The sequence below is a fragment of the Saccharopolyspora elongata genome, from assembly GCF_004348985.1.
GTDB lineage: Bacteria > Actinomycetota > Actinomycetes > Mycobacteriales > Pseudonocardiaceae > Saccharopolyspora > Saccharopolyspora elongata.
The window spans coordinates 73,132-96,313 of sequence record NZ_SMKW01000009.1; the positions used below are offsets into that span (position 1 = coordinate 73,132).

Annotated in this window: 16 protein-coding genes, 4 tRNA genes and 2 pseudogenes; 11 read left to right on the top strand and 11 right to left on the bottom strand. The window is 67.9% G+C overall.

Annotated elements, in window-relative coordinates; translation table 11 throughout:
- The first annotated feature begins 22 nt into the window (after positions 1–22).
- The 3 genes from E1288_RS09710 to E1288_RS09720 are packed head-to-tail and all read left to right on the top strand — an operon-like array spanning position 23 to position 2,851.
- A complete protein-coding gene (locus tag E1288_RS09710; RefSeq protein ID WP_132483476.1) occupies positions 23–1,078 on the top strand; it encodes an aldo/keto reductase in 1,056 nt (351 codons plus the stop codon).
- A 7-nt stretch (positions 1,079–1,085) separates the two neighbouring features.
- Positions 1,086–1,607, top strand: coding sequence for a PaaI family thioesterase (locus tag E1288_RS09715; RefSeq protein WP_132483478.1), 522 nt, complete (start codon positions 1,086–1,088; stop codon positions 1,605–1,607).
- Entirely contained in the window at positions 1,604–2,851 is a 1,248-nt protein-coding gene (locus tag E1288_RS09720) for an MFS transporter (RefSeq protein ID WP_165968047.1), read from the top strand. Before E1288_RS09715 ends, E1288_RS09720 begins: the two co-directional genes overlap by 4 nt.
- Positions 2,852–3,205: 354 nt before the next feature.
- Here E1288_RS09720 and E1288_RS09725 read toward each other — a convergent pair.
- From E1288_RS09725 to E1288_RS09740, 4 genes and pseudogenes are all read right to left on the bottom strand, one after another.
- Positions 3,206–4,365, bottom strand: a pseudogene (locus E1288_RS09725) (thiolase family protein).
- A gap of 612 nt (positions 4,366–4,977) precedes the next feature.
- Positions 4,978–5,868 carry an alpha/beta fold hydrolase gene (locus E1288_RS09730; RefSeq protein ID WP_132483482.1) on the bottom strand — a complete coding sequence of 297 codons (891 nt, stop codon included), beginning with the start codon at positions 5,866–5,868 and terminating at the stop codon, positions 4,978–4,980.
- A 72-nt stretch (positions 5,869–5,940) separates the two neighbouring features.
- Positions 5,941–6,939, bottom strand: a complete 999-nt coding sequence (locus tag E1288_RS09735; protein WP_132483484.1) for an NADP-dependent oxidoreductase — start codon at positions 6,937–6,939, stop codon at positions 5,941–5,943.
- Between the two features lie 41 nt (positions 6,940–6,980).
- Positions 6,981–7,856, bottom strand: a complete 876-nt coding sequence (locus E1288_RS09740; protein ID WP_132483486.1) for an alpha/beta fold hydrolase — start codon at positions 7,854–7,856, stop codon at positions 6,981–6,983.
- Between the two features lie 2 nt (positions 7,857–7,858).
- On the opposite strand from E1288_RS09740, the gene E1288_RS49805 reads away from it, so the two are divergent.
- The 3 genes from E1288_RS49805 (at position 7,859) to E1288_RS09755 (ending at position 10,769) form a co-directional block, all read left to right on the top strand.
- Positions 7,859–8,275 (top strand): helix-turn-helix domain-containing protein, encoded by a 417-nt coding sequence (locus E1288_RS49805; RefSeq protein ID WP_268951822.1) that lies wholly within the window; start codon positions 7,859–7,861, stop codon positions 8,273–8,275.
- 1,013 nt (positions 8,276–9,288) lie between these two features.
- Positions 9,289–9,630: a helix-turn-helix domain-containing protein gene (locus E1288_RS09750; RefSeq protein ID WP_132483488.1), complete on the top strand. Its 342-nt coding sequence runs from the start codon at positions 9,289–9,291 to the stop codon at positions 9,628–9,630.
- Positions 9,522–10,769, top strand: coding sequence for a tyrosine-type recombinase/integrase (locus E1288_RS09755; protein WP_235883453.1), 1,248 nt, complete (start codon positions 9,522–9,524; stop codon positions 10,767–10,769). Before E1288_RS09750 ends, E1288_RS09755 begins: the two co-directional genes overlap by 109 nt.
- 117 nt (positions 10,770–10,886) lie before the next feature.
- Here the strand turns inward: E1288_RS09755 and E1288_RS09760 are convergent.
- Both E1288_RS09760 and E1288_RS09765 read right to left on the bottom strand, forming a co-directional pair.
- Positions 10,887–10,958, bottom strand: a tRNA-Val gene (locus E1288_RS09760).
- A 57-nt stretch (positions 10,959–11,015) separates the two neighbouring features.
- Complete coding sequence (locus tag E1288_RS09765; protein ID WP_235883454.1) at positions 11,016–11,435, bottom strand: TIGR02611 family protein; 420 nt, start codon at positions 11,433–11,435, stop codon at positions 11,016–11,018.
- Between the two features lie 920 nt (positions 11,436–12,355).
- Between E1288_RS09765 and E1288_RS09770 the strand changes: the two genes are divergently transcribed.
- The 4 genes from E1288_RS09770 (at position 12,356) to E1288_RS09785 (ending at position 13,192) form a co-directional block, all read left to right on the top strand.
- Positions 12,356–12,781, top strand: a complete 426-nt coding sequence (locus E1288_RS09770) for an SsgA family sporulation/cell division regulator (RefSeq protein WP_093261194.1) — start codon at positions 12,356–12,358, stop codon at positions 12,779–12,781.
- Positions 12,782–12,924: 143 nt separating this feature from the next.
- Positions 12,925–12,997, top strand: a tRNA-Gly gene (locus E1288_RS09775).
- Positions 12,998–13,044: 47 nt separating this feature from the next.
- Positions 13,045–13,116 (top strand) — tRNA-Cys (locus E1288_RS09780).
- A gap of 1 nt (position 13,117) precedes the next feature.
- Positions 13,118–13,192 (top strand) — tRNA-Val (locus tag E1288_RS09785).
- A 145-nt stretch (positions 13,193–13,337) separates the two neighbouring features.
- On the opposite strand, the gene glnA is transcribed toward E1288_RS09785, so the two are convergent.
- A complete protein-coding gene (gene glnA / locus E1288_RS09790) occupies positions 13,338–14,762 on the bottom strand; it encodes a type I glutamate--ammonia ligase (protein WP_132483490.1) in 1,425 nt (474 codons plus the stop codon).
- Between the two features lie 28 nt (positions 14,763–14,790).
- A complete protein-coding gene (uvrA, locus tag E1288_RS09795; RefSeq protein ID WP_132483492.1) occupies positions 14,791–17,649 on the bottom strand; it encodes an excinuclease ABC subunit UvrA in 2,859 nt (952 codons plus the stop codon).
- A gap of 408 nt (positions 17,650–18,057) precedes the next feature.
- Between uvrA and E1288_RS48690 the strand changes: the two are divergent.
- Positions 18,058–18,180: pseudogene (locus E1288_RS48690) on the top strand (thioredoxin-disulfide reductase); the annotation flags it as partial.
- Here the strand turns inward: E1288_RS48690 and bla are convergent.
- The 3 genes from bla to E1288_RS09820 all read right to left on the bottom strand — a co-directional run bounded on the left by bla (position 18,180) and on the right by E1288_RS09820 (position 23,170).
- Positions 18,180–19,067, bottom strand: a complete 888-nt coding sequence (gene bla / locus E1288_RS09805) for a class A beta-lactamase (RefSeq protein WP_408013201.1) — start codon at positions 19,065–19,067, stop codon at positions 18,180–18,182. The pseudogene E1288_RS48690 and the gene bla sit on opposite strands and share 1 nt — an antisense overlap.
- Before the next feature lie 275 nt (positions 19,068–19,342).
- The gene (locus tag E1288_RS09815) at positions 19,343–20,119 is read right to left on the bottom strand and encodes an SWIM zinc finger family protein (protein WP_132483496.1); all 777 of its coding nucleotides are present in this window, start codon (positions 20,117–20,119) and stop codon (positions 19,343–19,345) included.
- Positions 20,120–20,311: 192 nt separating this feature from the next.
- Positions 20,312–23,170 (bottom strand): DEAD/DEAH box helicase, encoded by a 2,859-nt coding sequence (locus E1288_RS09820; protein ID WP_235883455.1) that lies wholly within the window; start codon positions 23,168–23,170, stop codon positions 20,312–20,314.
- Between the last annotated feature and the right edge of the window lie 12 nt (positions 23,171–23,182).

Genomic DNA, 23,182 nt, shown 5'->3' on the forward strand with positions numbered 1-23,182 from the left:
CCGCGACGGACGGGAACGACGCATGCGCTACACCACGTTCGGACGCCGCACCGGGCTGCGGATATCCGAGTACGCCCTCGGCACGGGGAACTTCGGCACCGGGTGGGGAGCCGGCACAGAACGCGACGAGGCGAAGGCGATCTTCGACCGGTTCGTGGAAGCGGGCGGGAACTTCATCGACACCGCCGACACCTACCAGGCCGGCCAGTCCGAGCAGCTCGTGGGAGAGTTCATCCACGCCGACCGTGACGATCTGGTGCTGGCGTCGAAGTTCACCGTCGGCTCGAGCCCGGACCGGCAGCTGTCCCGCACCGGAAACGCCCGCAAGAACCTCCGCATCTCCGTCGAGGAGAGCCTGACCCGGCTGGACACCGACTACATCGACGTGCTCTGGGTGCACTACCCCGACGCCCTCACACCGATCGACGAACTCCTGCGAGGGCTGGACGATCTGGTGACGCAGGGCAAGATCCTCCACGCCGCGTTCTCCAACTTCCCCGCCTGGCGCATCTCCCGTGCGTCGCTGCTGGCGGACGTGTCGGGGTGGACGCCAGTGGCGGGCATCCAGGTCGAATACAGCCTCGTCGAGCGCACCGCCGAACGCGAACTGCTGCCCATGGCCGAAGCGCTCGGCCTCGGCGTCGCCCTCTGGTCCCCTCTGGGCGGTGGACTGCTCACCGGCAAGTACCGGCAGAGCCGGGAGGGGCGATTGACAGACTGGGGCAACCTGGTGCACACCGAGACCGATGCGCAGAAGACCGCGATCGTTGACGCCGTGATCGAGGTCGCCGAGCAGGTGGGCCACACGCCCGCGCAGGTCGCCACCGCCTGGGTGCGGGAGCGCACCCGGCGACTGGTCACCCCGGGGGTGCCGATCATCGGTCCCCGCCGTCTCACGCAGCTCGACGATTATCTCGCCGCCCTCACTCTCGACCTGACGGGCGAGCAGTACGACCGGCTCGACGAGATCAGCACCATCGACCTCGGCATCCCGCACCAGGCCAACGCGAAAGCACTGAACGGCCTGCAAGGCGGCCTCGCGGAGTCGTTCGACGTGCCCGTGATCCCGGTGGCGTGAGGCGATCATGACGACACACGAGCACGGACCGGCCGAGGAGCGGTCGCGCACCATCCACTACCAGGTCCCGGGGAAGGACAAACGGGCACTGTTCGCCAAGTCCGGGCTCGATCAGCTGCGCGCCGTCGCCGCAGGGGATGCCCCGGCCCCGCCGATCAGCAGCCACATTGGACTGGAGTTCCTCACGGTGGGGGAGGGAGACGTGGTGATGACGGCGGTGCCGGACGAGTCGCACTACAACCCGATCGGGTCCGTGCACGGCGGGTTCTTCGCCACTGTCCTGGACTCCGTCTGCGGGTGCGCGGTGCACTCCACGCTCCCGGCCAACGTCGGCTATACCACCCTGGAGATCAAGGTGTCGTTCCTGCGCCCCATCACCGCCGACACCGGCCAGGTGACCGCCCACGGATGGGTCACCCGCAGCGGCCGCAGCGTCGCGTTCGCCGACGCCGATATCCGCGACAACGACGGCCGCGTCCTGGCAACCGCGTCCAGCACCTGCCTGATCGTCCGCCCGGAAACCTCGTGACCGGGCAGGCCACCGCCTACACGCATCATGCTGCCCAGAATGCTCCCCGCCGACTCGGCCGGCGGGGAGCATTCTGGGCAGCCGCATCCGTCCTCGCCCTCGCGCTGTGGTCATCGGGCGCGCCAAGCGTGCTCTACCCCATCTACGCCGAGAAATGGGACCTCACCCCGGTCATGGTGACGTCCGTATTCGCGACATATCAGCTCGCACTGATCGTCGTGCTGCCGCTGTTCGGGAACCTTTCCGACCTGTTCGGCCGGCGGCGCATCATGATCACCGGGACCGCGCTCATCGGCGCCTCCGCCCTCGTGTTCACCTTCGCACCCCACGTGGCCTACCTTTACGCAGGACGCGTCCTCCAAGGCGCCGGGGCCGGGCTCGCGATGGGCGCGGCCACCGCATCCCTGATCGAGAACAACACCACCAGCAGCCCCCGATTCGCCAGCACCACGGCCACGGTCGCAACCTCCACCGGCCTGACCCTCGCCCTGTTCCTCAGCGGTCTCTGCGCCGAGTACCTGCCCCTGCCGCTGGTGTGGAGCTACATCGTCCTGCTCGCGCTCGCCGCCACCTCGATCACCGCACTGCTGCTCTCACACGACGACCGCCCTCCCGCCAAGTCACGATGGCAACCGCTGTCCCCGTTCGTTCCGGCCGGGATCCGGACCGGGTTCGTCATCGCGACCCTGTCGGTTGCCCTGGCCTACTGCGTCGGAGCGATCTTCCTCTCCCTCGGCGCGCACATGATCGACCAGTTCACCCACACCAACAACACCGCCATCATCGGCACCCTCCTCGCCACCTCCTCCGCGTTCATCGGGATCACCGGACTCTTCCTCGCCCGCTTTAACGCCCTCACCCTCATCTGGGTCGGCGTCGGACTCACTTTGGTCAGCTTGGCCATCATGGCCACTGCCAGCGAGTTCCAGTCCCTCCCGCTTTTCCTGACCTGGTGCGTCATCGGCGGCATCGCCTACTCGCTCGCGTTCACCGGCGGCCTCGGCCTCATCAACCGTCTCGCCCCCGAACACCACCGCGGCGCGACCCTCTCCCTGCTGTACCTCATCGCCTACACTCTCCAGGCAGTGACTGCCATTGGCATCGGAGCGCTGGCCACCACGACCAACCTCGGTACCGCGGTGGGTGCCGCTGCGATCGCCCTGACCGTGTTGTCCGCAACGGTTGCGGTGCTGCTGCTCGCGGACCGACGCACTCCACCGCACACAGAACCAGCTTCGTCATAACGGGCCGCTTCAGCCTCGTTTGAGCAGTGCATCGGGTGCGCTTGACAGCCCCGTCCATGAAGCCTGCTGGCCTGCTGAACCCGAACGACGAGTCGCCGCGGAAGGGGCGGGAGCCCGCGGATCCCGCTGGATGGACTCGCCTGAAGAGGACGGCTGTTACCCAGCGTCGCCGTCTTATCCTTCGAATCCGCGTAGCGCATCCGCAACGTTCATCACCGATCCGCGACGGCCGAAGGGTGCTAACGCGTCATCTCCCCGTCTGCGGCTGTCGCGATAAGTGAGCCACGTAAGCGGGAGTGGGGTGGCGGGACGATGCCGCCACCCTGCAACCGAGGCGGGAAACCCTCGCTGGCTCTAAAGGCGTTCGATGATGGTGGCGTTGGCTTGTCCGCCGGCCTCGCACATCACCTGAAGCCCGTAACGTCCGCTGGTCTGCTCGAGCACGTTGACCAGAGTGGTGGCCAGTCGTGCGCCGGACCCGCCGAGGGGGTGGCCGAAGGCGATGGCTCCGCCGTTGATGTTCACCTTCTCCCAAGGCGCCCCGGTTTCGGCCTGCCAGGCGAGCACGACGGACGCGAACGCCTCGTTCACTTCGAACGCGTCGATGTCGTCGATGCTCAGCCCCGCGCGGGCAAGGACCTTCTGGGGGCGGGGATGATGCCGGTGAGCATCATGATCGGGTCATCGCCCGCGACGGCGAAGGAGTGGACCCGGGCGCGGGGACGCAGGCCGTGACGTTCGGCCGCTTCGGGGGAGCTGACTAAAACGGCGGCGGCGCCGTCGTTGACTGGTGAGCTGTTGCCGGCGGTGACCTTCCAGTCGATCTGCGGGAACCGCTCGGCCCAGGTGTCGTCCTGGAAAGCCAGTCGCAGCCCGGCGAGGGAGTTGGTGGTGGTGTCGGGGCGGATCGTCTCGTCGGTGTCCAACGTGTTCACGGAGACGGTCTCGTCCGCGAATCGGCCGTCTTGCCAAGCGTGAGCTGCGCGCTGGTGGGAGGCCGCGGCGTAGTCGTCGAGCTGGAGAATCCCCACTTCGCGGCGATCAGTTCAGCCGAGATTCCCTGCGGGATGAGGCCGGGCGCGTACCGGTCGGTGACGGTGGGGCCGGCGAAGTTCTTCCCGGCGAACTGCGAGCCGATCGGGATGCGCGACATGGACTCCACCCCGGAGGCGACGGCGGTGTCGTAGGCGCCGGCGATGACGCCCTGCGCGGCGAAGTGCAGGGCCTGCTGACTCGACCTGCACTGCCGGTCCACGGTCACCCCGGGCACGCTCTCGGGGTATCCCGCGGCAAGCAGGGCCCATCGGGCGGTGTTCCCGGACTGCTCTCCGACCTGTCCGACCGCCCCGCTGATGACATCGTCGATCACGACCGGGTCGATCCCGGTGCGTTCCACGAGCGCGCGAAGCGGAACAGCGTGCAGGTCGACGGGGTGGACGTCTGAATAGGCTCCGCCGGGCTTACCCTTCCCGAGGGGGAGTGCGGACGGCGTCGACGATGACAGCCTCAGCCATGAGCGTGTTTTCCTTTCACAGAGCGGGGTGTGTGAGACACGGTCTTCCCGTTCCGGGGGGAGGAGCACCCTGCGTGCGCAGTTTCTTCAGCTCTGCGGTGGCAATGAGCGCGGTGTGAGTTCCTTCTTGAGGAACTTGTGGAACGTGATCGACCCTTTCGCGCGGCGCAGGTGGGTGATGGCCCGGGATCCGGACCTCTGTTCGGGGCGACGTCGTACCAGCGGGAGTTCCGGGAGGACCGGCACGGAGGAACGTGTGGCGGAAGATGTTGACCTCGTCCTCGAACGCCCGCGCGGTCTGCGTGCGCCAGGCCAGTGGGGACAGGGCGTACTCGACGGTGGCTCCCGCGATCTTGTCGATCCTCCGATCTTCGGGGATCGCGGTCTCGACGCCCTCTGTGGTGGCCCAGCGGCCGGTTGTGTTCGGCGAGGTGGATTTGCTGGTACTCGGATAGGCCGGGGGTGGCGGCGATGATGCCCGAGTGCGGGGCCCTTCCACCGGTCCGTGCCCAGCTGGCGGGGCTTGTCGGTGCGCACCCACAGCAGGATCGACGAGGTGAAGTGCTTGGACATCTTAGGTTTCGTTGTCGCGGTATCGCTCAGGACGACTCCTTCAGGTGTCGATTCGTGCGGGGTAGCTGGTGAGGAACTTCGCGGCGACGGGGGCGAACGTCTCCCAGTACTGGAAGACGCCGCCGTGCCCGGAGTTCGGGTAGATGATCAGCTCGGACCCCTGGATGCGTCGGTGGAGGTCTTCGGAGAGCACGGACGGGACCATGCGGTCGTTGTCTCCGTTGGCGATCAGCGTCGGCTGTGTGACCACCGAGAGGTCCGACGGTGCGGAGCGGCCGAACTTCTGGATGGCTTTCAGCTGGGTGCGGAACGCCTTGGTGCTGATGGGCTTGTCACGGTCGACGGTGCGTTCCTTGAGGCGTTCCACGAACGCCCTCCCGGCCTTCTTGCCCACCCTGTCGCGATTGAAGAACAGGAACTCCTTGGGGTCCGAGCGGGTGAGGACGGAGCGGAAGATGTCCCAGTAGGTCACGCCCACGACCTTGTCGATGTTCTTCCCGCCGCGCGGGCCGGTGCCGGTGAGGACGAGTCTGCGGACCAGGGTCGGGTGCTTGACGATCAGGTCCTGCGCGATGAACCCGCCCATGGAGAACGAGAAGACGTCGATCTTGTCGTACCCGAGGCCCTTCGTGACGAAGGTGTAGGCGTCGTCGGCTGCTTCCTCGATGGTGTCGGGGACGCGGCCGTTGGACGCGCCGACGCCGAGCTGGTCGAACGTGATCACCCGGCGGGTCTTCGCGATCGCGTCCACGATGCGCGGGTCCCAGTTGTCCAGGGTCGCGGCCAGGTGCGCGAAGAAGACCACGGGGATGTCCTCCCTGGGCCCGAGCTCGCGGTAGGCGAAGGTGTCCCCGCCGACGGTGACAGTCTTCGCTGGGGCGTTCGCGTAGGAGGTGATGATCGGTTTGCTGGCGTTGTCGGTGGTACTCATGGGGACGTTTCCTTGATCGTTGTCGGTGGCGACGGCGGTCGAACTGCTCAGGGACGGGCGTGCCGCGTGAGGTCAGGGGCCGGTGATGACGGCCTTGCCGCGGCGGATGCCGCCCTTGGCCAGTGCATCGAGGGCCTGTGGGGTCTGATCGAACGAGAAGGTCTTTCCCACGATCGGCCGCAGGGACCCGTTGTCGACGAGGGTGGCGATTTCGCGGAGCTGGTCGCCGCTGGCGCGCATGACGAGGAACTCGTACGTCACCCCGAGCTTCTTCGCCTGCCTGCGGATCTTGCTGCTCAGTGCCGCGATCGCCAGGCGCAGCACCGGATTCAGACCGGCTTCCTTCGCGAAGGCAGGGTCGGGTGGTCCGGAGATCCCGATCGCCTTCCCACCTGGACGCAGGACGCGCAACGACTTGGCGAGGTTCTCCCCGCCGAGACTGTCCAAAACGAGGTCGTAGCCGGAGAGCTCGGTCTCGAAGTCCTGGGTGCGGTAGTCGATGACCACGTCCGCACCCAGTTCCCGCACGAAGTCCGCGTTCTTCCCCGAGGCGGTGGTTGCCACCTGCGCGCCGAGGTGTTTGGCGAGCTGGATCGCGATCGTGCCGACTCCGCCCGCACCGGCGTGGATGAGGACCTTTTGGCCCGGCCGGACCTTGCCCTTCTCCACCAGTGCCTGCCAGGCGGTCAGCGCCACCAACGGCAACGATGCCGCCTCGACGGGGCTGATCTTTTCCGGGGCGAGCGCGAGGTCGGCTTCGTCGACTGCGATGCGCTCGGCGAACGTCCCGATCCGGTGATCCCTGGGGCGGGCGAACACCCGGTCTCCGGGTTTGAAGTCCCGAACCTTCGAACCGATGCGGATGACCGTGCCTGCGACGTCGTGACCGAGGATCAGCGGGGTCTTGTAGGGCAGGATTGGCTTGAACTGGCCCTCTCGGATTCTCTCGTCCAACTGGTTGACGCTGGCCGCGTTCACGCGCACGAGCACGTCGTGGTCACCCACGGTGGGCTCGGGCGCCTCCGCTTCGTGGACGGGCTGCTTGTACTTGTCGAACACGAACGCTCGCATGATCTTTGTCTCCTCCGAATCTGTCTGTGGGGTGATGGTGGTCAACGGTGCAGGAAGCGGCCGGTGAGGTCGGTGACGGCCTGACGGTTCTGGAACACGACGCCATGACCAGAGTCGGAGAAGATCTGCACCTGTGCGTCGGGGAACCGCTGCAGCAGGGCGATAGCGTTCCCGGACGGGACCATCCGGTCGCTGGCACCGTGCAAGACCAGCACGGGCCTTTCCGAGTCGAACGGCCGCGCGGGTGGCTCCTGGTGTCCCCACCGGTCCACGGCGCGCAGTTGCGCACGGAACACGGCGGGTGGGACGGGCTTGTCTCGTCCGGCGCGCCGCCGCTTCAACCTCGCCTGATAAGCCTTCGCCGCCTGCTTGCCGTTCCGGGTGCGGGTGAAGAACAGCAGCGTCGTCGGGTTCGTGAACGTCACCACCCCGCGCACGATCCTGCGGACCATGACACCGGTCATCTGGGTCAGGCCGGGACCGCCCTGCGGGCCGGTCCCGGCGAGGATCACCCGGTCCACCAGGTCCGGAGCGAGGCGGAGGACCTCCTGGGCGACCATGCCGCCCATCGATAATCCGAACAGATCCACTCGGGACAGGCCGAGCGCGCGGATCACCGCGATCGCATCGGCGGCCATCTCCTCGAACCGATCTCGAACCTTGCCGGTCGAGGCGCCCACCCCGCGGTAGCCGATCAGGATCACGCGGCGCTCAGCAGCGAGCGGGTCGACGACGTCCGGGTCCCAGCTGTCCAGGCTCGCTCCTAGATGCGTCAAACCCACCAACGGCAAACCGCCCGCACGTTCGCTGCCGAGATCGCGGTAGACGAACTCCGCACCCGCCGCGGCGACGGTCAGCGTCGGTGCGTCGACAAAGCGCACCGACGCGGCACCTGGTCCCTGAGCTGTGCGCTCCATGGATGCCCTCCCTTTCGTCCGCGAAGTCGGCTGCTCCGTTACCTCATAACCGAGTACGCTCAAGTTTGAGTTCACTCAGTATCTTTTGTCAAGGGAGGACGCTATGGACCCGCATCCCGGCGCGATGGGATGGCGGGAGCGAGCGAAGGAGGACAAGCGGCGTCGCATCATGGCCCGCAGCGAGTGCCCTATTCGCCGAGCGAAGCGTCGGCCGCGTGACCATGCAGCAGATCGCCGACCGTGCAGGCGTCGCCATCGGCACCCTGTACCTGCACGCAGGTACGAAGGCGGAGCTGCTGATCATGGTGCAGAACCAGAAGTTCGCCGCCGCCATCGACGACGCTTTCACGCTCCCGGAGATCCTCGACCACATCCGCCGGCAGATCATCGCCGTCCTGGCCCGTCACCTCGCGGCATAACCCCAGCGACGATCAGGGCCTCGTTCGTCCGGTGACCTGCTCCGAGTTGGGCAAAGGCGTGCCAGGGTCAGGCCGGTCAGCCCATGCTGGGCGACGATGGCGTCCCAGTTCGTTGCGTCGCCGATGGCGACGGTGGTGAGGACCCCGCGTTTGGGCCCACATGACGGCAGGTGGGGCGCTGCGCCCAACCGACCCGCAGCGGCTGCAGCGACCGCAGCAGCGAACGCCTGCGCCTACTGACCAACCAGCCGCTACGTCTCCCGCCTGCCTGGATGGGCGACTCCTCCGCCGCAGCTGGCGTCTTGCAGCGATCTGAACCGCATTGGTGGCGAGCGGTGGGCACCCCGGGCTGTGGCTCCTTCGTGTGGTTGGATGCAGTCTCGCCATCGACCGGGTGGAGACAGGCCGCACGGTCCAAAAACGGTCCATAAACCACGCCGATTCAGCTCGATTCGGGACGAAAGTAAAATCCCCAGCTAGATCGACTGAGAGCAAGATCTTCAGGACCAGCCATTTAACCGAAGGGTTACTGGTTCGAGTCTCGTCGGGAGCATTGCGTCTCGTCGCTTGCTGGCCTGTCACGGTGCTCGTGGCGGTGGTTCACCCATCCCGTGGTGTCGCTGGCAGCCGTGCGCGGATGCCCACCAGCCAGTTGCGGATGTGGGTTAGCACTTCACCGACCGACCGAGTCGGCCACGGCCAGCGTGCGTGGTCTCGGCGGAGGCCGCCGGTATCCACAGCCCACCGCTGCGACGGCGCTCACCGATACCACCGCCAGTTGCCGCACCAACCGGGCCCGGCGGGCGAGGCGAGGACGTTCGCGGATTGCGTCAGCGGTGCGGGACCGGTGCCGGAGGCGGGGCGGGGAAAGGGGCGAGAGGACTAGGACTTGAAGAAACCTGGGGTCCGGTTGTCCCTGAAGGGCCTTTATTTCGGAGTTCAGGGTTGTCAACGGGCGCTGCACCGCGCGGTGCCAGAGCGCTTTGTTCGTGAACCTACGAGGAGATCGCCCAATGCTTCCTCATATTCATATTCAGGACTGCAATCCATCGGACCAGCCGCGCACTGACGTCCCTCACGGCAGTGACGACCCAGCCTCGCAACCCATCCCCGTTTATACCCCAGCCGAAGCAGCGGAACGGCTTGCTGTCAGGGAATCCTGGCTTCGCCGCAAGGCCAGCCAGCGTGCGATTCCCTGCACCTTTCTCGGCAAGCACCTCCGCTTCTCCGACAAGGACCTTCACTGGTGTCTGAACACATTTCGCTTGCTTTTTTCCATGCGCAGAGCGTGGATATGGCTGTGCCGGATTTCCGGCACAGCCATATTCACTCTTTCAGGAAAGAGATCCCCTTAATGGCATGGGTAGAAGAACGCGGAGACGGCTTCCGCGTCCGTTATCGTCTTAAAGATGGAACCGTCTTTACGGAGAAAGGATTCGCCACCCGGCGCGAGGCGGACAACCGCGCGGCCGACGTCGAATCCGACCAGCGACGCCACCAGTTCACCGACCCCCGGCGCGCTCGCACCACGATCGACGAGTGGATCCGCGAGTGGTCGGATGCGCACCGCGTCGCCGACGTAACTTGGGCGACCTACGACTCCCACATCCGCAATCACATCCTGACCCGCTGGTCCGGCACCGCCCTAGGCGACATCACACGCATCGCGGTCAAGGGATGGGTGAACAAGACACTGCGCCCGAACCTGGCCGACAAGAGCGTGCACGACATCCTCGTCCTCTTCTCGATGATTCTCGGCGAAGCCGTGGATGAGGGCGGATTGATTGGTACGAATCCGTGCCGGAAACTGCGCATCAACTTCGAGGACCGCCCTGAACGGCCCCACGCCACGACCGACGAAGTCGACGCGCTGGCCGGGCGCATGCCGCCAGATGCCGGGCTGATGACCATCACTGATGCCTATACCGGCCTGCGATGGGGCGAGCTGGCTGGCCTGCAGTGGATCCGCACGTACCTCGACGAAGACCCGCGCATCGAGATCGACCCGAAATTCGGTGCTTTGCACGAGGTCGCAGGGCGGCTCGAACTCGGCCCACCAAAGACTCCGGCCAGCGTCCGCGCCGTGCACCTGCCACCGTTCCTGGTCGACCTCCTCACCGAGCACCGGGAGCGAAACCCCGACGCGCGGTTCGTGTTCACCGGGGCCAACGGGGGACTGCACCGGCGGTCCAACTTTCGCCGGCGGTTCTGGCTGCCCGCGCTCGCCGGAGACGAGGAACGTGGATGGGCACCGCTCAAGCAGGAAATGCACTTTCATGATTTGCGTCATACTCACGCGACGTGGCTCGTCGAAGACAACGTCCCACGCATCCTGCGACTGGTGCGCCTCGGGCACAAACGCAAGGACACCGACGACGACTACTCACACGTCACGGATGCGATGGTCGAGACCACGCTCGCCGCCCTACAACGTCGCTGGGAACAAGACGGTGGATGGACCTGGGACGACAGCCAAGGGTGGGAAGCGGCGTGACCACTTCGGATTCACGAATGTGGTCAGCACGCCGTGCTCCCAATCTGCTCCCCGAAACGATCAATGGCCTGTCCGTGGAAACCACAGACAGGCCATCTGACCAGGCAAAACACACTGTGGGCGATACTGGGATCGAACCAGTGACCTCTTCGGTGTGAACGAAGCGCTCTCCCCCTGAGCTAATCGCCCTTGTTCTGTTGTTCCGTCCCCGTTCCCGGCGACGAGAAGAACAATACACGATCGTTTTCAGGGGCCGAACAGGGGGGATGCCAACCACGTCCAGTGCAGGCCAAGCCACCCGCCGACCGTGTTGAACAGGCCCAGCAGCCACAGCGTCGTGAGGACGACGAGGCAGGTGGCACCCATGACGGCGAGCTTCGTGGCGAGGTGCTGGCGGGCGAGCCAGCGCACCCAGCGCTGGTAGTAGCGCTTGGCGAACATGTTGACCCGGTGGGCCCAGTGGAACTCGGTGGCGAGGATCCCGAGGCCGGCGAAGACGACGAGCCAGCCGGGGCCGGGGTAGGGGATCATCAGGATGCCGGCGAGGAGCACGGCGGTGCCGAAGACGCCGAGCACGACGCGGTAGGAGATGTTGAGGCCGGGCTTGCTGCGGACGTGTTCGCGGAAGGCGTGCAGGCGCCGCCGCAGGGCGTGCAGCCTGGGCACGCGCTGCTGGTCGGTAGTGGGTTCCGCGTCGGTGTCGCGGGGTCCCGACTTGGTCGTGTCGTTCAGGGCTGTTCACCTGCCGGTTGCGAACGGTCGTCGGTGTTGGGCACCTCTCGTCGGGCAGTGGTCGCCCCGGTGTCCGATGTGCGTCAGAATACGGGCCTGGGCCGGTTGTGGCCGTCGCCGTGCGGCTGGGGTGTCAAGCGCGCAGTTGGCCGGTGCGGGTTCGCCCGCCGCGGTTCGAATGTGACCGGAATCATCGCCGGTGGTGGGTGGTGCCGGGTCCTTTGGCCCTGTCGCCGGTCTTCGATCCTGGTCACAGTGTGACGCCACTCTCGATCGGGCGTTCGGTTGCACGCGTGGCCGATAACGGAGACGGTTCGGACCATTAGCCCGATATGGGGAACTGTGGTGGCGAGCGTCTCATCGGCGGGCCTCGCTGCGAGAATGCCGGGTGTTCCGATCGCCTATTCTTGAGCGGACGTCAAGCGAGCTCGACGAAGCGGTAAACCTGGTGGTCAGACCGGGCGCGGCGGCGGGTCCCGCAAGGCGGGGGCGACGGATCGAAGGCCCGGTGCAAGAGCGATTCGCTCGGTTACGGAACGTAGTGGAGTTCGGTCACTGGGTGGAGTGCTGGTCCTGCGACTCAACGTCCTGGAGTCGAGTTCGTTCGCGGCGGATCTTCCTCCGGTGTGGACTTCGGTTCCGGTCTGTCTCGCAATGGGGTGATCGGATCCGTGTTCGCCCCGAAACCGGAGTCTCGCGAACACGCTGCGCGTTCGCTTGATTGCCCAGCGAATTGGGGCCTGCCCCGTACGGGTGATCTATGCGGGAGTTGCGAGCGTTTCGGCCCGATGAGGCGTCACAACTGTGTTGCTCGGTCGATAAGCGGACCGGGAAGGAGCGGAAAGGGGAGGACAATGCGTAACGATCACGTGACACTCCGTTCGACGGCCGTGTTCGATCTGTTGGCTCCGCAGGCACCTGCCGTGCCGGTTCAGGTCGAGCTGCGTTACGACACCCGGGATCCGTACGCGGTGGTGGCCGCGTTCCGCACCGGCCGCGCCGGCTGGGTCGAGTGGGTGTTCGCCCGCGACCTGCTCGCCGACGGGCTGATCGCGCACGCGGGCGAGGGCGACGTGACGATCCGGCCGGTGGTCGACGACCCCGAGGTCGTGGCGATCGAGCTGAGCTCGCCGTCCGGCCACGCGGTCTTCGAGGCCTCGGCGCAGGAGCTCGCGGACTTCCTCGACCGGACCTACGACGTCGTGGTGCCGGGCAACGAGAACCTGTGGGTCGACGTGGACGAGGCACTGACCCGGCTGCTGCCCCACGACCTGGGCTGATCCGGGGGGAAGATCGGCCCGGCGCGGCGGTGCGCCGGGCGATGGGACCCCCCTTTGATCGCGGTCGTGGGCGTGGTCTAGAGTTCACTGTGCAACGCGGCGGACGGGCCCGGAGGTTCTCCAGGCTTCGAAGTCGCAGGCAGGCGGACGTAGCGCAGCTGGTAGCGCATCACCTTGCCAAGGTGAGGGTCGCGGGTTCGAGTCCCGTCGTCCGCTCTGGATTCTCTGGCGGTCCAGCCGACTTCGGTGTGGATGCGGAGTCCGGCGGAGTGGCCGAGTGGCTTAGGCAAGGGCCTGCAAAGCCCTGTACGCGGGTTCGATTCCCGCCTCCGCCTCGCGCGATTAGCTCAGTGGGAGAGCGCTACCTTGACACGGTAGAGGTCACTGGTTCAATCCCAGTATCGCGCACCATCAATATTGCCAGGTGAGAGCCCCAGCCGATGATCTTCTTCGGTTGGGGCTCCTACTGTCAGATCACCTCGCCGCTGCCATCGAGGCGTCGGGACCCGCCGGAGCCCAGGCTCGCCGCATCCCCGGCGAACGCGGCCAGCTGCTGCTAAACGTCGTAGTACAGCTCGAACTCGTACGGGTTCGGGCGCAGTCGCAGCGGGTCGATCTCGTGCTCCCGCTTGAAGGCGATCCAGGTCTCGATCACGTCCGGGGTGAAGACGTCGCCGCGCAGCAGGAAATCCTGGTCGGCCACGAGGCTTTCCAGCACCGCGTCCAGCGAGGGCGGAACCTGGACGACATCGGCGGCCTCCTCCGGAGGTAGCTCGTAGAGGTCCTTGTCGATGGGTTCGGGCGGCTCGATCTTGTTCGCGACGCCGTCCAGGCCGGCGAGCATCATCGCCGCGAACGCCAGGTACGGGTTTCCGGAGGAGTCCGGGCAGCGGAACTCGATGCGCTTGGCCTTCGGGCTGGCGCCCGTGACCGGGATGCGGATGCAGGCCGAGCGGTTGCGCTGGGAGTAGACCAGGTTCACCGGCGCCTCGAAGCCGGGCACCATGCGGTGGTACGAGTTCACCGTGGGGTTGGTGAACGCCAGCAGGCTCGGCGCGTGGTGCAGGATGCCGCCGATGTAGTGCCGCGCGAGATCGGAGAGCCCTGCGTAGCCCGTCTCGTCGTAGAACAGCGGCTTTCCGTTCTTCCACAACGACTGGTGGGTGTGCATGCCGGAACCGTTGTCGCCGAACAGCGGCTTGGGCATGAACGTGGCCGTCTTGCCGTGCCGCCACGCGGTGTTCTTCACGATGTACTTGTAGAGCTGCAGGTCGTCCGCGGCGTGCAGCAGCGTGTTGAACCTGTAGTTGATCTCGGCCTGGCCCGCGGTGCCGACCTCGTGGTGGGCCTTCTCCACGGTGAAACCCGCATCGATCAGGTTCAGCACGATCTCGTCGCGCAGATCCGCCAGGTGGTCGGTGGGCGGGACCGGGAAGTAACCCGCCTTATACTTGATCTTGTAACCCTGGTTGCCCCCGTCCTCGGCGCGACCGGTGTTCCACCAGCCCTCGACGGCGTCGATCTCGTGGAACGAGGTGTTCTCCGCATTCGCGAACCGCACCGAGTCGAAGAGGTAGAACTCGGCTTCCGGCCCGAAGTAGGCCAGGTCGGCGATGCCGGAGTCGGCGAGGTACTGCTCTGCTTTGCGCGCGATGTTGCGCGGGTCGCGGCAGTAGGGCTGCAGCGTGAACGGATCGTGCACGAAGCAGTTGAGGCTCAACGTCTTCTTGGCGCGGAACGGGTCCAGTCGAGCGGTGTAGGGGTCGGGCAACAGGAGCATGTCCGACTCGTGGATCGCCTGGAATCCGCGCACCGACGACCCGTCGAAGGCGATGCCTTCGTCGAAGATCTCGGCGGAGAACGGCTCGGCGGGCACGGCGAAGTGCTGCATGATGCCCGGCAGATCGCAGAACCGGACATCGATGAACTTCACGCCCTCATCGGAGATGAACCGCAGGACCTCCTGCGGGCTGTTGAACATCGCTACCTCCGAAATTCTTGATCTGGCTTCAGGAAGCGAGCGCACGGCGCAGGAACTGCCCGGTGTAGCTGGTCTCGTCGTCGGCGACCGCTTCGGGAGTGCCCGTGGCGACCACCCGACCGCCGGCCGATCCGGCCTCGGGCCCCAGGTCGATGATCCAGTCGGCGGTCTTGACCACCTCGATGTTGTGCTCGATGACGATCACCGTGTTGCCGACTTCCACCAGCCGTTGCAGCACGTCGAGCAGCTTGTGGACGTCATCGAAGTGCAGTCCCGTGGTGGGCTCGTCCAGGATGTACGCGGTGCCCCCGTTCGAACGCCGGGTGAGCTCCGTGGCGAGCTTCACCCGCTGCGCCTCGCCACCGGACAACGTCGGCGCGGGCTGCCCCAGCCGCACGTACCCCAGCCCGACGTCGACCAGCGTGCGCAGGCGGCGAGCGATGCCCGGCAACGCCCCGAAGAACTCCAGCGCCTGTTCGATGGGCATGTCCAGGACCTCCGCGATCGTCTTCCCCTTGTAGCGCACGTCCAGGGTTTCGCGGTTGTAGCGGGCCCCGCCGCACTGCTCGCACGGCACGTACACGTCGGGGAGGAACTGCATCTCGATCCGGATGGTTCCGGCGCCGGCACATGCTTCGCAGCGTCCGCCCCGCACGTTGAAGGAGAACCGCCCCGGCCGGTAACCGCGGACCTTGGCCGTGGTGGTGGCGGCGAACAAGTTGCGGATGGGATCGAACGCCCCGGTGTAGGTGGCGGGGTTGGAACGCGGCGTGCGGCCGATCGGCGACTGGTCGACGTGGACGACCTTGTCGAGGCTGTCGATTCCGGTGATGGAGCCGTGTTTTCCGGGCACCGCGCGGGCGCCGTGCAGCTTCCGGGCCAGTCCGTTGTAGAGGATGTCGTTGACCAAAGTGGACTTCCCCGAGCCGGAAACCCCGGTCACGGCGATCATGCAGCCCAGCGGGAAGGACACGTCGATGCTGCGCAGGTTGTGCTCGCGCGCCGCATGGACCGTCAGGACGCGCTTCAGGTCGACCGCACGTCGCACGGCCGGCACCGGGATCTTGCGGCGACCCGTCAGGTATTCGGCGGTCAGCGACTTCTGGTTGGCCAGCAAGGTGTCCAGCGGACCGCTGTGCACGATCGTCCCGCCGTGCTCACCCGCGCCGGGACCGATGTCCACGACCCAGTCGGCGGCGCGGATGGTGTCCTCGTCGTGTTCGACGACGATCAGCGTGTTTCCCAGATCCCGCAGCCGGGTCAGCGTCGCGAGCAGGCGGTGGTTGTCCCGCGGGTGCAGGCCGATCGAAGGTTCGTCCAGCACGTAGAGGACCCCGGCCAGCCCGGAGCCGATCTGCGTGGCCAAGCGGATCCGCTGGGCCTCTCCCCCGGCGAGCGTGCTCGCCGGGCGATCCAGCGACAGGTAGTCCAGCCCGACATCGAGCAGGAAACCCAGGCGCGCCTGGGTTTCCGAGAGCACCCGGCCTGCGATCGCGCGTTCGCGGCGGCCGAGCACCAGGCCGCGCAGGAACTCGGCGCAGCCCGCCACAGACAGCGCGGACACCTCGGCGATCGAGCGCTTCCCCAGCGTCTTGTGCTCCAGCGTGACGGCGAGGACTTCCGGTTTCAAGCGGGTGCCCGCGCACTCCGGGCAGGGCACTTCCCGCAGGTAACCCTCGTACCGCTGGCGCACGTAGTCCGACTCGGTCTGCTCCAAGCGGCGCTCCAGGAACGGAATCACTCCTTCGAAGCGGGCGTAGTAGGACCGCCGTCGGCCGTAGCGGTTGCGGTACTGCACGTGGATCTGGTCGTCGGAGCCGTAGAGCACCGCCTTCTGGACCCTCGCGGGCAGCCGCCGCCACGGGGTGCCCATCGAGAAGCCCCGGGCATCGGCCAAGGAGCTCAGCAGGCGCTGGAAGTACTCGCTGGTCTGACCGCCCTGCCACGGCGCCACGGCACCATCCGCCAGCGACAACTCGGGATTCGCGATCACCAGTTCCGGGTCGACCTCGCGGTGCACCCCGATCCCGGTGCACACCGGACATGCGCCGTACGGGGAGTTGAAGGAGAAGGACCGCGGCTCGAAGTCCTGCACGCCGATGGGGTGGCCGCGGGAACACGCGAGGTTCTGCGAGAACGACCACTGCCGGTCCCGCGACCGCGGCGGTTGGTCGACGAACTCCACGATCACGACCCCGTCCGCCAGTCCCAGGGCTGCCTCCACCGACTCCGTCAAGCGCTGCCTCGCCCCCGGTTTGACCACGAGCCGGTCGATGACCACTTCGATGGAGTGCTTCTCCTGCTTCTTCAGCTTCGGCACGTCGTCGAGGTGGTGCACCTCGCCGTCCACCGACACCCGCGCATACCCCTGCGAATGCAAGCGGGCAAACAGTTCCGCGTACTCCCCCTTGCGCCCGCGCACCACCGGCGCCAGCACCTGGAACCGGGTGCGTTCGGGCAGGGCCAGCACCTGGTCGACGATCTGTTGCGGGGTCTGCCTGCTGATCCGCTCGCCGCAGACCGGGCAGTGCGGCTCGCCCACGCGGGCGTACAGCAGCCGCAGGTAGTCGTAGACCTCGGTGACGGTGCCCACCGTCGACCGCGGGTTGTGGCTGGTGGCCTTCTGATCGATCGACACCGCGGGCGAGAGGCCCTCGATGACTTCCACGTCCGGCTTGTCCATCTGGCCCAGGAACTGGCGCGCGTACGCCGACAGCGACTCCACGTATCGGCGCTGGCCTTCCGCGAAGATCGTGTCGAACGCCAGGGAGGACTTCCCGGAACCGGACAGACCCGTGAACACGATCAAGCTGTCCCGAGGCAGGTCGACACCCACGCCGCGCAAGTTGTGCTCACGCGCGCCACGCACGACCAAGCGGTCCGCCACGGCTCAAGATCCAGACCACGTCAGGACAACACAGCCAGTTTGGCACAGGGCCGCGCCGGGACGCACCGCAGCGGCAGGCCTCGGCCCTCCGGCAAAGCCCCTGGCCCACCCAGGCCCGAGTGTCCAGTTGGCTGCGCCGATCATCGTTGATCATCCGCGATGGGAAGGGTTGGTGCATATCTGATCTGCGAGGGCAGCTGGTGGCAGGTCGGGCAAGGAATTGTCGGAAGCGGCGCCGGTTGTGTGGCGATTTACCGACTCATTCACTTGCTGCCGGTGTCCTGGCCCAGAAACCTGCGTAGCGGCCGCCGCGGCGCAGCCTAGTCGCGGTTCCTCCAGCGCCCTTGGTCAGCGGGCGTACGGCGCTTTGGCCGCCGAAAGCCCTGACCGATCCTGGCGGGAAGCCCGCACCGCCCCGGGGAGCTCCGCGCCTCCAAGATCATGCTGGAGCGGGCCCGGGCCAACGAGAAGATCAAGTGGCTGACCAACAAGGCGGTCACCGAGGTCGTCGGTGACACCACCGTCAGCGGTCAGATGAGAGTGGCCGCTACATGCGCCGCCGCCTCAGCGATGAGGGCCTGGTCGTATTCGGCATCTTTGGTGGCCTTGCTGGACATGATCGCGAGGACGAGTGGCGGGGCGTTCGGGGGCCACACGACGGCGATGTCGTTGAGCGTTCCGTAGTCGCCGGTCCCGGTCTTGTCGGCCACGGTCCATCCCTGCGGTACGCCGGCCCGGATGCGCTGGGCGCCGGTGGTGTTGCGTTCCAGCAGACCGCGGAGGAAGGCGCGCTTCTCCGCCGGCAGGGCGTCCCCCAGCACGATCTTCTGGAAAGTGGCGCCGAAGGCTCGGGGGGAAGTGGTGTCGCGGGGGTCTCCCGGGGTGGCTTCCACGATGTCCGGCTCGAACCGATCCATCCGCGTGACCGCGTCGCCGAGGCTGCGCGCATACGCGGTCAGCTCGGCCGGCCCGCCGAGATCGCGGAGCAGGAGGTTGCCGGCCGTGCCGTCGCTGTAGCGGACTGCGGCTTCGCACAGTTCGCGGATCGTCATCCCCGTGTCCACGTGCTGCCCCGTGATGACCGCGCTCTTCATGAGGTCGGACTCGGTGTAGGTGATGACTTCGTCCAGGTGTGGCAGCGGGTTGCGGTGCAAGACCGCGGCCGCCGCCAACGCCTTGAACGTCGAGCAGAACGCGAATCGTTCATCCGCCCGGTGGGCAATCGTGGCACCGGTGCCGGTGTCGAGGGCGTACAGCCCCAGGCGTGCGTCGAACTTCCGCTCCAGTTCGACCAGGCGATCGTTGCTCGGGGCGACGGGAGCGCTGGTCGGCGGCGCGCTCGATCCGGCCGAACCGCACGCCGCTACCACTGGAGCGGTCAGCAGCGCACCCAGGATCGTCCGGCGTCCGATGCGGATTTCTCGGTGCTGCAACGAAGTTCTCCGTTCAGGTCAACGGCCGGGCGCCCGGCCTGGCAACAATCAATCAGCACTCGGCGGATCGCGCCAATCCGTGGAACGCCGCTGGCCGATAGCAGTTCGCTATGAGTGCACTTGACGCCCGGTCGCCGAGCCCGGCCTGCGCGAAAAATCCGCTCACGACCGCCCGTCGCCGAGTTCGGCGCGGCCTTCGACACCGGCGAACCGCGGCGGTACATGTCGGAGTTCCTGAACCGCAAGCGTTCCTGACCTGTTCACGTTCCTTCGGCGAGCGTCCACGCCCGGTTGCGGGCGTGCTGGCCGGCGGAGACGAGGTGCTGCCAGCTTTCCCGGTCGATGCCCCGGATCTCGCCGAGCAGCCGCAGCGCCTCCGGCACCCGGCCGTCCGGCCGGTGCGGGTGGACCGCGATCGCGGCCAGGTCGCCGCGCGCGGTGAACAGCGTTTCCGGGTCGAGCCGGTCGATCGTCGGGCGCTCCGGTTCGGCCGAGCCGGAGCGCGCCGCGCGCAATGCGGCCAGCAGCGGTTCCCGGTCGCGGCCGCGCAGCCTGGTGAGCAGGAACGGGTCGGCGTCCAGCATCGGGGCCAGCACGTAGTGCACCGCCGCGGCGTGCGCGCACGGCTCGTTCTTGCTGGTGCAGGTGCACGTCGAGCCGAGTTCGCCGGTTCGCGGGAACAGCGACAGATCGACTTCGCGCAGTGTGTCGTCGACGTCCTCCGGCAGCTCGCCCTGCAGCAGGGCGGCGGCGTGCCGGAGCTTACCGGCGAGCGCCTCTACGGCCTTTTCCCAATCGGAGTCGGAGAAAACCGGAAGCGTCAGGACGATGTCGTGCGCACGGCCGCGCCCGTGCGCCTGGGCCCGGATCCGGCCCGGCTCGACGACCAGGTCCTGCACCGCGCCTTTGCGCGCCAGCGATCTTCCGTGGGGTAGGCGCGGGTTGGGGTAGGTGGCGCCGAGCGACTCCAGCGCGCGCCGCCAGCGCCGTCCCCACCACGTCGCGCCGAAGGATTCCGTCCGCTGCTTGCCGCTCATGACTGGTCCGCCTCTCCGCGATTCACAGTGGTGGTTGCGTTCAGCCCAATCTCCCGTTGCGTGGTTTCTCGTGGCTGGTTCGCGTCACGGTCCCCTGGGGTGCGGTTGAGGAGGACTGAGGTTGACACAGGGCTGCTCATGAGTCCTCCGTATCTTGCGGGCGGATCTCATGAACGGGGAAGCCACTTTCGCTCATGAGTCCTCCGTGGACAGTTCGACGAGTTCGCGCAGCGCGTCGTCGGTCAGTTCGGCCAGCCATGTCTCGCCGCTGCCGATCACCGCGTCGGCCAGGGCGCGCTTCTGCTCCAGCAGGTCGGCGATCCGCTCTTCGAGCGTCCCGTGTGCGACCAGCTTGTGGACGTGCACGCGGCGGGACTGGCCGATCCGGTGCGCGCGGTCGGTCGCCTGGTCCTCCACCGCCGGATTCCACCACCGGTCGTAGTGCACGACGTGCGTGGCGCGGGTCAGGTTCAGGCCGGTGCCGCCCGCCTTCAGGCTGATGATCAGCAGCGGCGGGGCGGTGTCGCCGTGCTGGAAGGCGTCCACCATCGCCTGCCGCCGCGCCGTCGAGACGCCGCCGTGCAGGAACGGCACCGCGGGCAGGCCCAGCTCGGCGGCCAGGTGCTCGGCGAGCAGCTCGCCCATCGCCCGGTACTGGGTGAACACCAGCGCCCGGTCGTCGGCCGCCACCACCTCGGCCAGCATCTCGGTGGCGCGGGTGAGCTTCCCGGAGCGGCCCGGGAGCGGCCCGGTCTCGCCGAGGAAGTGCGCGGGGTGGTTGCAGATCTGCTTGAGCGCCGTCAGCAGCTTGAGGATGCGCCCGCGCCGCCCGATGCCGGCGCCCAGGCCGTCGTCGAAGGTTTCCCGCACCGTCTTCCGGTACAGCGCGGCCTGCTCGTCGGTCAGCGTGCAGGTGACCACCGACTCGACCTTCGGCGGCAGGTCGGTGGCGACCTCGGTCTTGAGGCGGCGCAGCAGGAACGGCGCGACGACCGAGCGCAGCCGTCGTGCGGCGTCGGCGTCCTGCCAGCGCTCGACCGGCACCGCGAACCGCTCCTTGAAACGGGGAAAACCGCCCAGCAGGCCGGGATTCGCGAAGTGCATGATCGACCACAGCTCGGCGAGCCGGTTCTCCACCGGCGTGCCGGTCAGCGCCACCCGGGCGCCCGCGCGCAAGCGGCGGGCGGCCTGCGCGGTCTGCCCGGCGTGGTTCTTGATCTGCTGCGCCTCGTCCAGCACCACGACCTCCCAGTCCACTTCGGACAGGAGTGCGGCGTCGGTGCGCAGCAGGGGGTAGGTGGTGATCACGACGGAGCCGGGGGCGAACGCTCCGGGAGCGGTGGGCCGCCGCGGGCCGTGGTGGCGCACGACCGGCAGCTTCGGGGCGAAGCGGTTGAGTTCGCGCTGCCAGTTGTCGACCACCGACGTCGGGCACACCACCAGCTGCGGCCGCGCACCGGCGCGGGCGGCCAGCAGCGTGATGGTCTGCAGCGTCTTGCCGAGCCCCATGTCGTCGGCGAGCACCGCGCCGAATCCCAGCTCGGCCATGCTCTGCAGCCAGGCCGCGCCGCGCTGCTGGTAGCCGCGCAGCGTCGCGTCGATGCCGGCCAGCCGTGGTTCCCGGGACGGCTCGCCGAGCCGCTCGACCAGCGTCCGCAGCCGCCCGCCGGCGGACACCTCGACCTCGCCGAGCTCGGTGGCCCGGCGCCCCTCCAGAACCGCCGCCAGCGCTTCGGACTCCGACAGCGTGTGCGTTTTGCCAAGCACGGCGCGGACGTTCTTCGCCTCGTACAGGTCGACGCGCACCCAGTGGCCGCGCCAGCGCACCAGCGGGCGGCCCGCCGCGATCAGCTCGTCGAGCTCGTCCGCCGTCAACGCCTGGTCGCCGATGGCGGCCTCCCAGCGGAACCGCGCCGAATCCGGGGAGTGGAGGCGCGCACGCAGGCGGCGCACTCCGGTGAGATCGGTCGGCACGTCGACGGCGATGCCCGCGGCGGTCAGCTCGGCCTCGCCGGTGGCCAGGAACTCCGCCGCCTGCGCGACGTCCAGCAGGGCTTCGGTCGGGCACTGCTCGGACAGCGCCGCGTCCAGCGGCGGGAAGATCCGGGCCGCCTCGGCCAGCCCGCGCACCAGCGAATCCTGCGGCGCGCCGATGGAACCGCCCGGCAGCCGGAGCGTCGCGGAGCCCGCCGACCAGGCGCGCGCGGCCGGAACCGACACCGTCCGGTCCGCGGCGGCCTGGAGGTGGAAGCTCAGCGCCCACGGCGTGCCGTCGTCGGCGGGCACCTCCAGGCGCAGGCGGAGCCGGCCGCCGAGCGGACCGGCCGGGCCCGCCGGAAGCGGCCGGGCCCAGGCCAGGACCTCGGACCTGGTCTGCTCGTCGAGCCGCACCGCCGGATCCGGGCCGGTCAGCGCGGTGACCCACCTGCCTCCCCAGGAGCCGTTCCCGGCGATCGCGGTGCTCCGCGCGCACGCGTCCGCGACGGCGTCGCCGAAGGCGGCGAGGAGTTCCGCCGCGGTCCAGAGCGCGTCGCCACGGCGCAGCGCGTGCGCGGCCGGGGGCAGGGCCTCGGCGAGCGCGGCGAGCCGGTCGTCATGGGGGTTGGCCAGGCGCCAGCAAGCGATGTCGTCGCGCACCTCGGGTACGAGGTGCCCGGCGGCGACGTGCTCCAGGGCCAGTTTCGCCGCGACGCTCCAGGCGATTAGCGAGTCGCCGGGGCGGCGCCAACCCGGCCACCGGTCCGGGCTCGGCAGCGCCGCCAGCGGCGCGAGCGCGTCGCAGACCGGGATCAGCACGGCGGGCACGTCGGCCGCCCCGACCCCGCGCCCGGACGGCAGGACGGTCGGCAGTTCCCCTTGCGCACCAAGGGGAAAGCCGAGCTCGGTCGCCGCCGCGGACGGGTCGTCGGTGCCCCACAGGGCGAGCTGCCCGGCGGACGGCAGCGGGCCGTGCGGCCGGAAGGTCGCTTGCAGTCGCGCCGGGATGCCGGTTCTTCTGGTGCTTGCCGGAGCGGTAATGGGTGTCCTCCGTTCAGGCCGGTCGGCGGGCACAGTTGTCCCCCG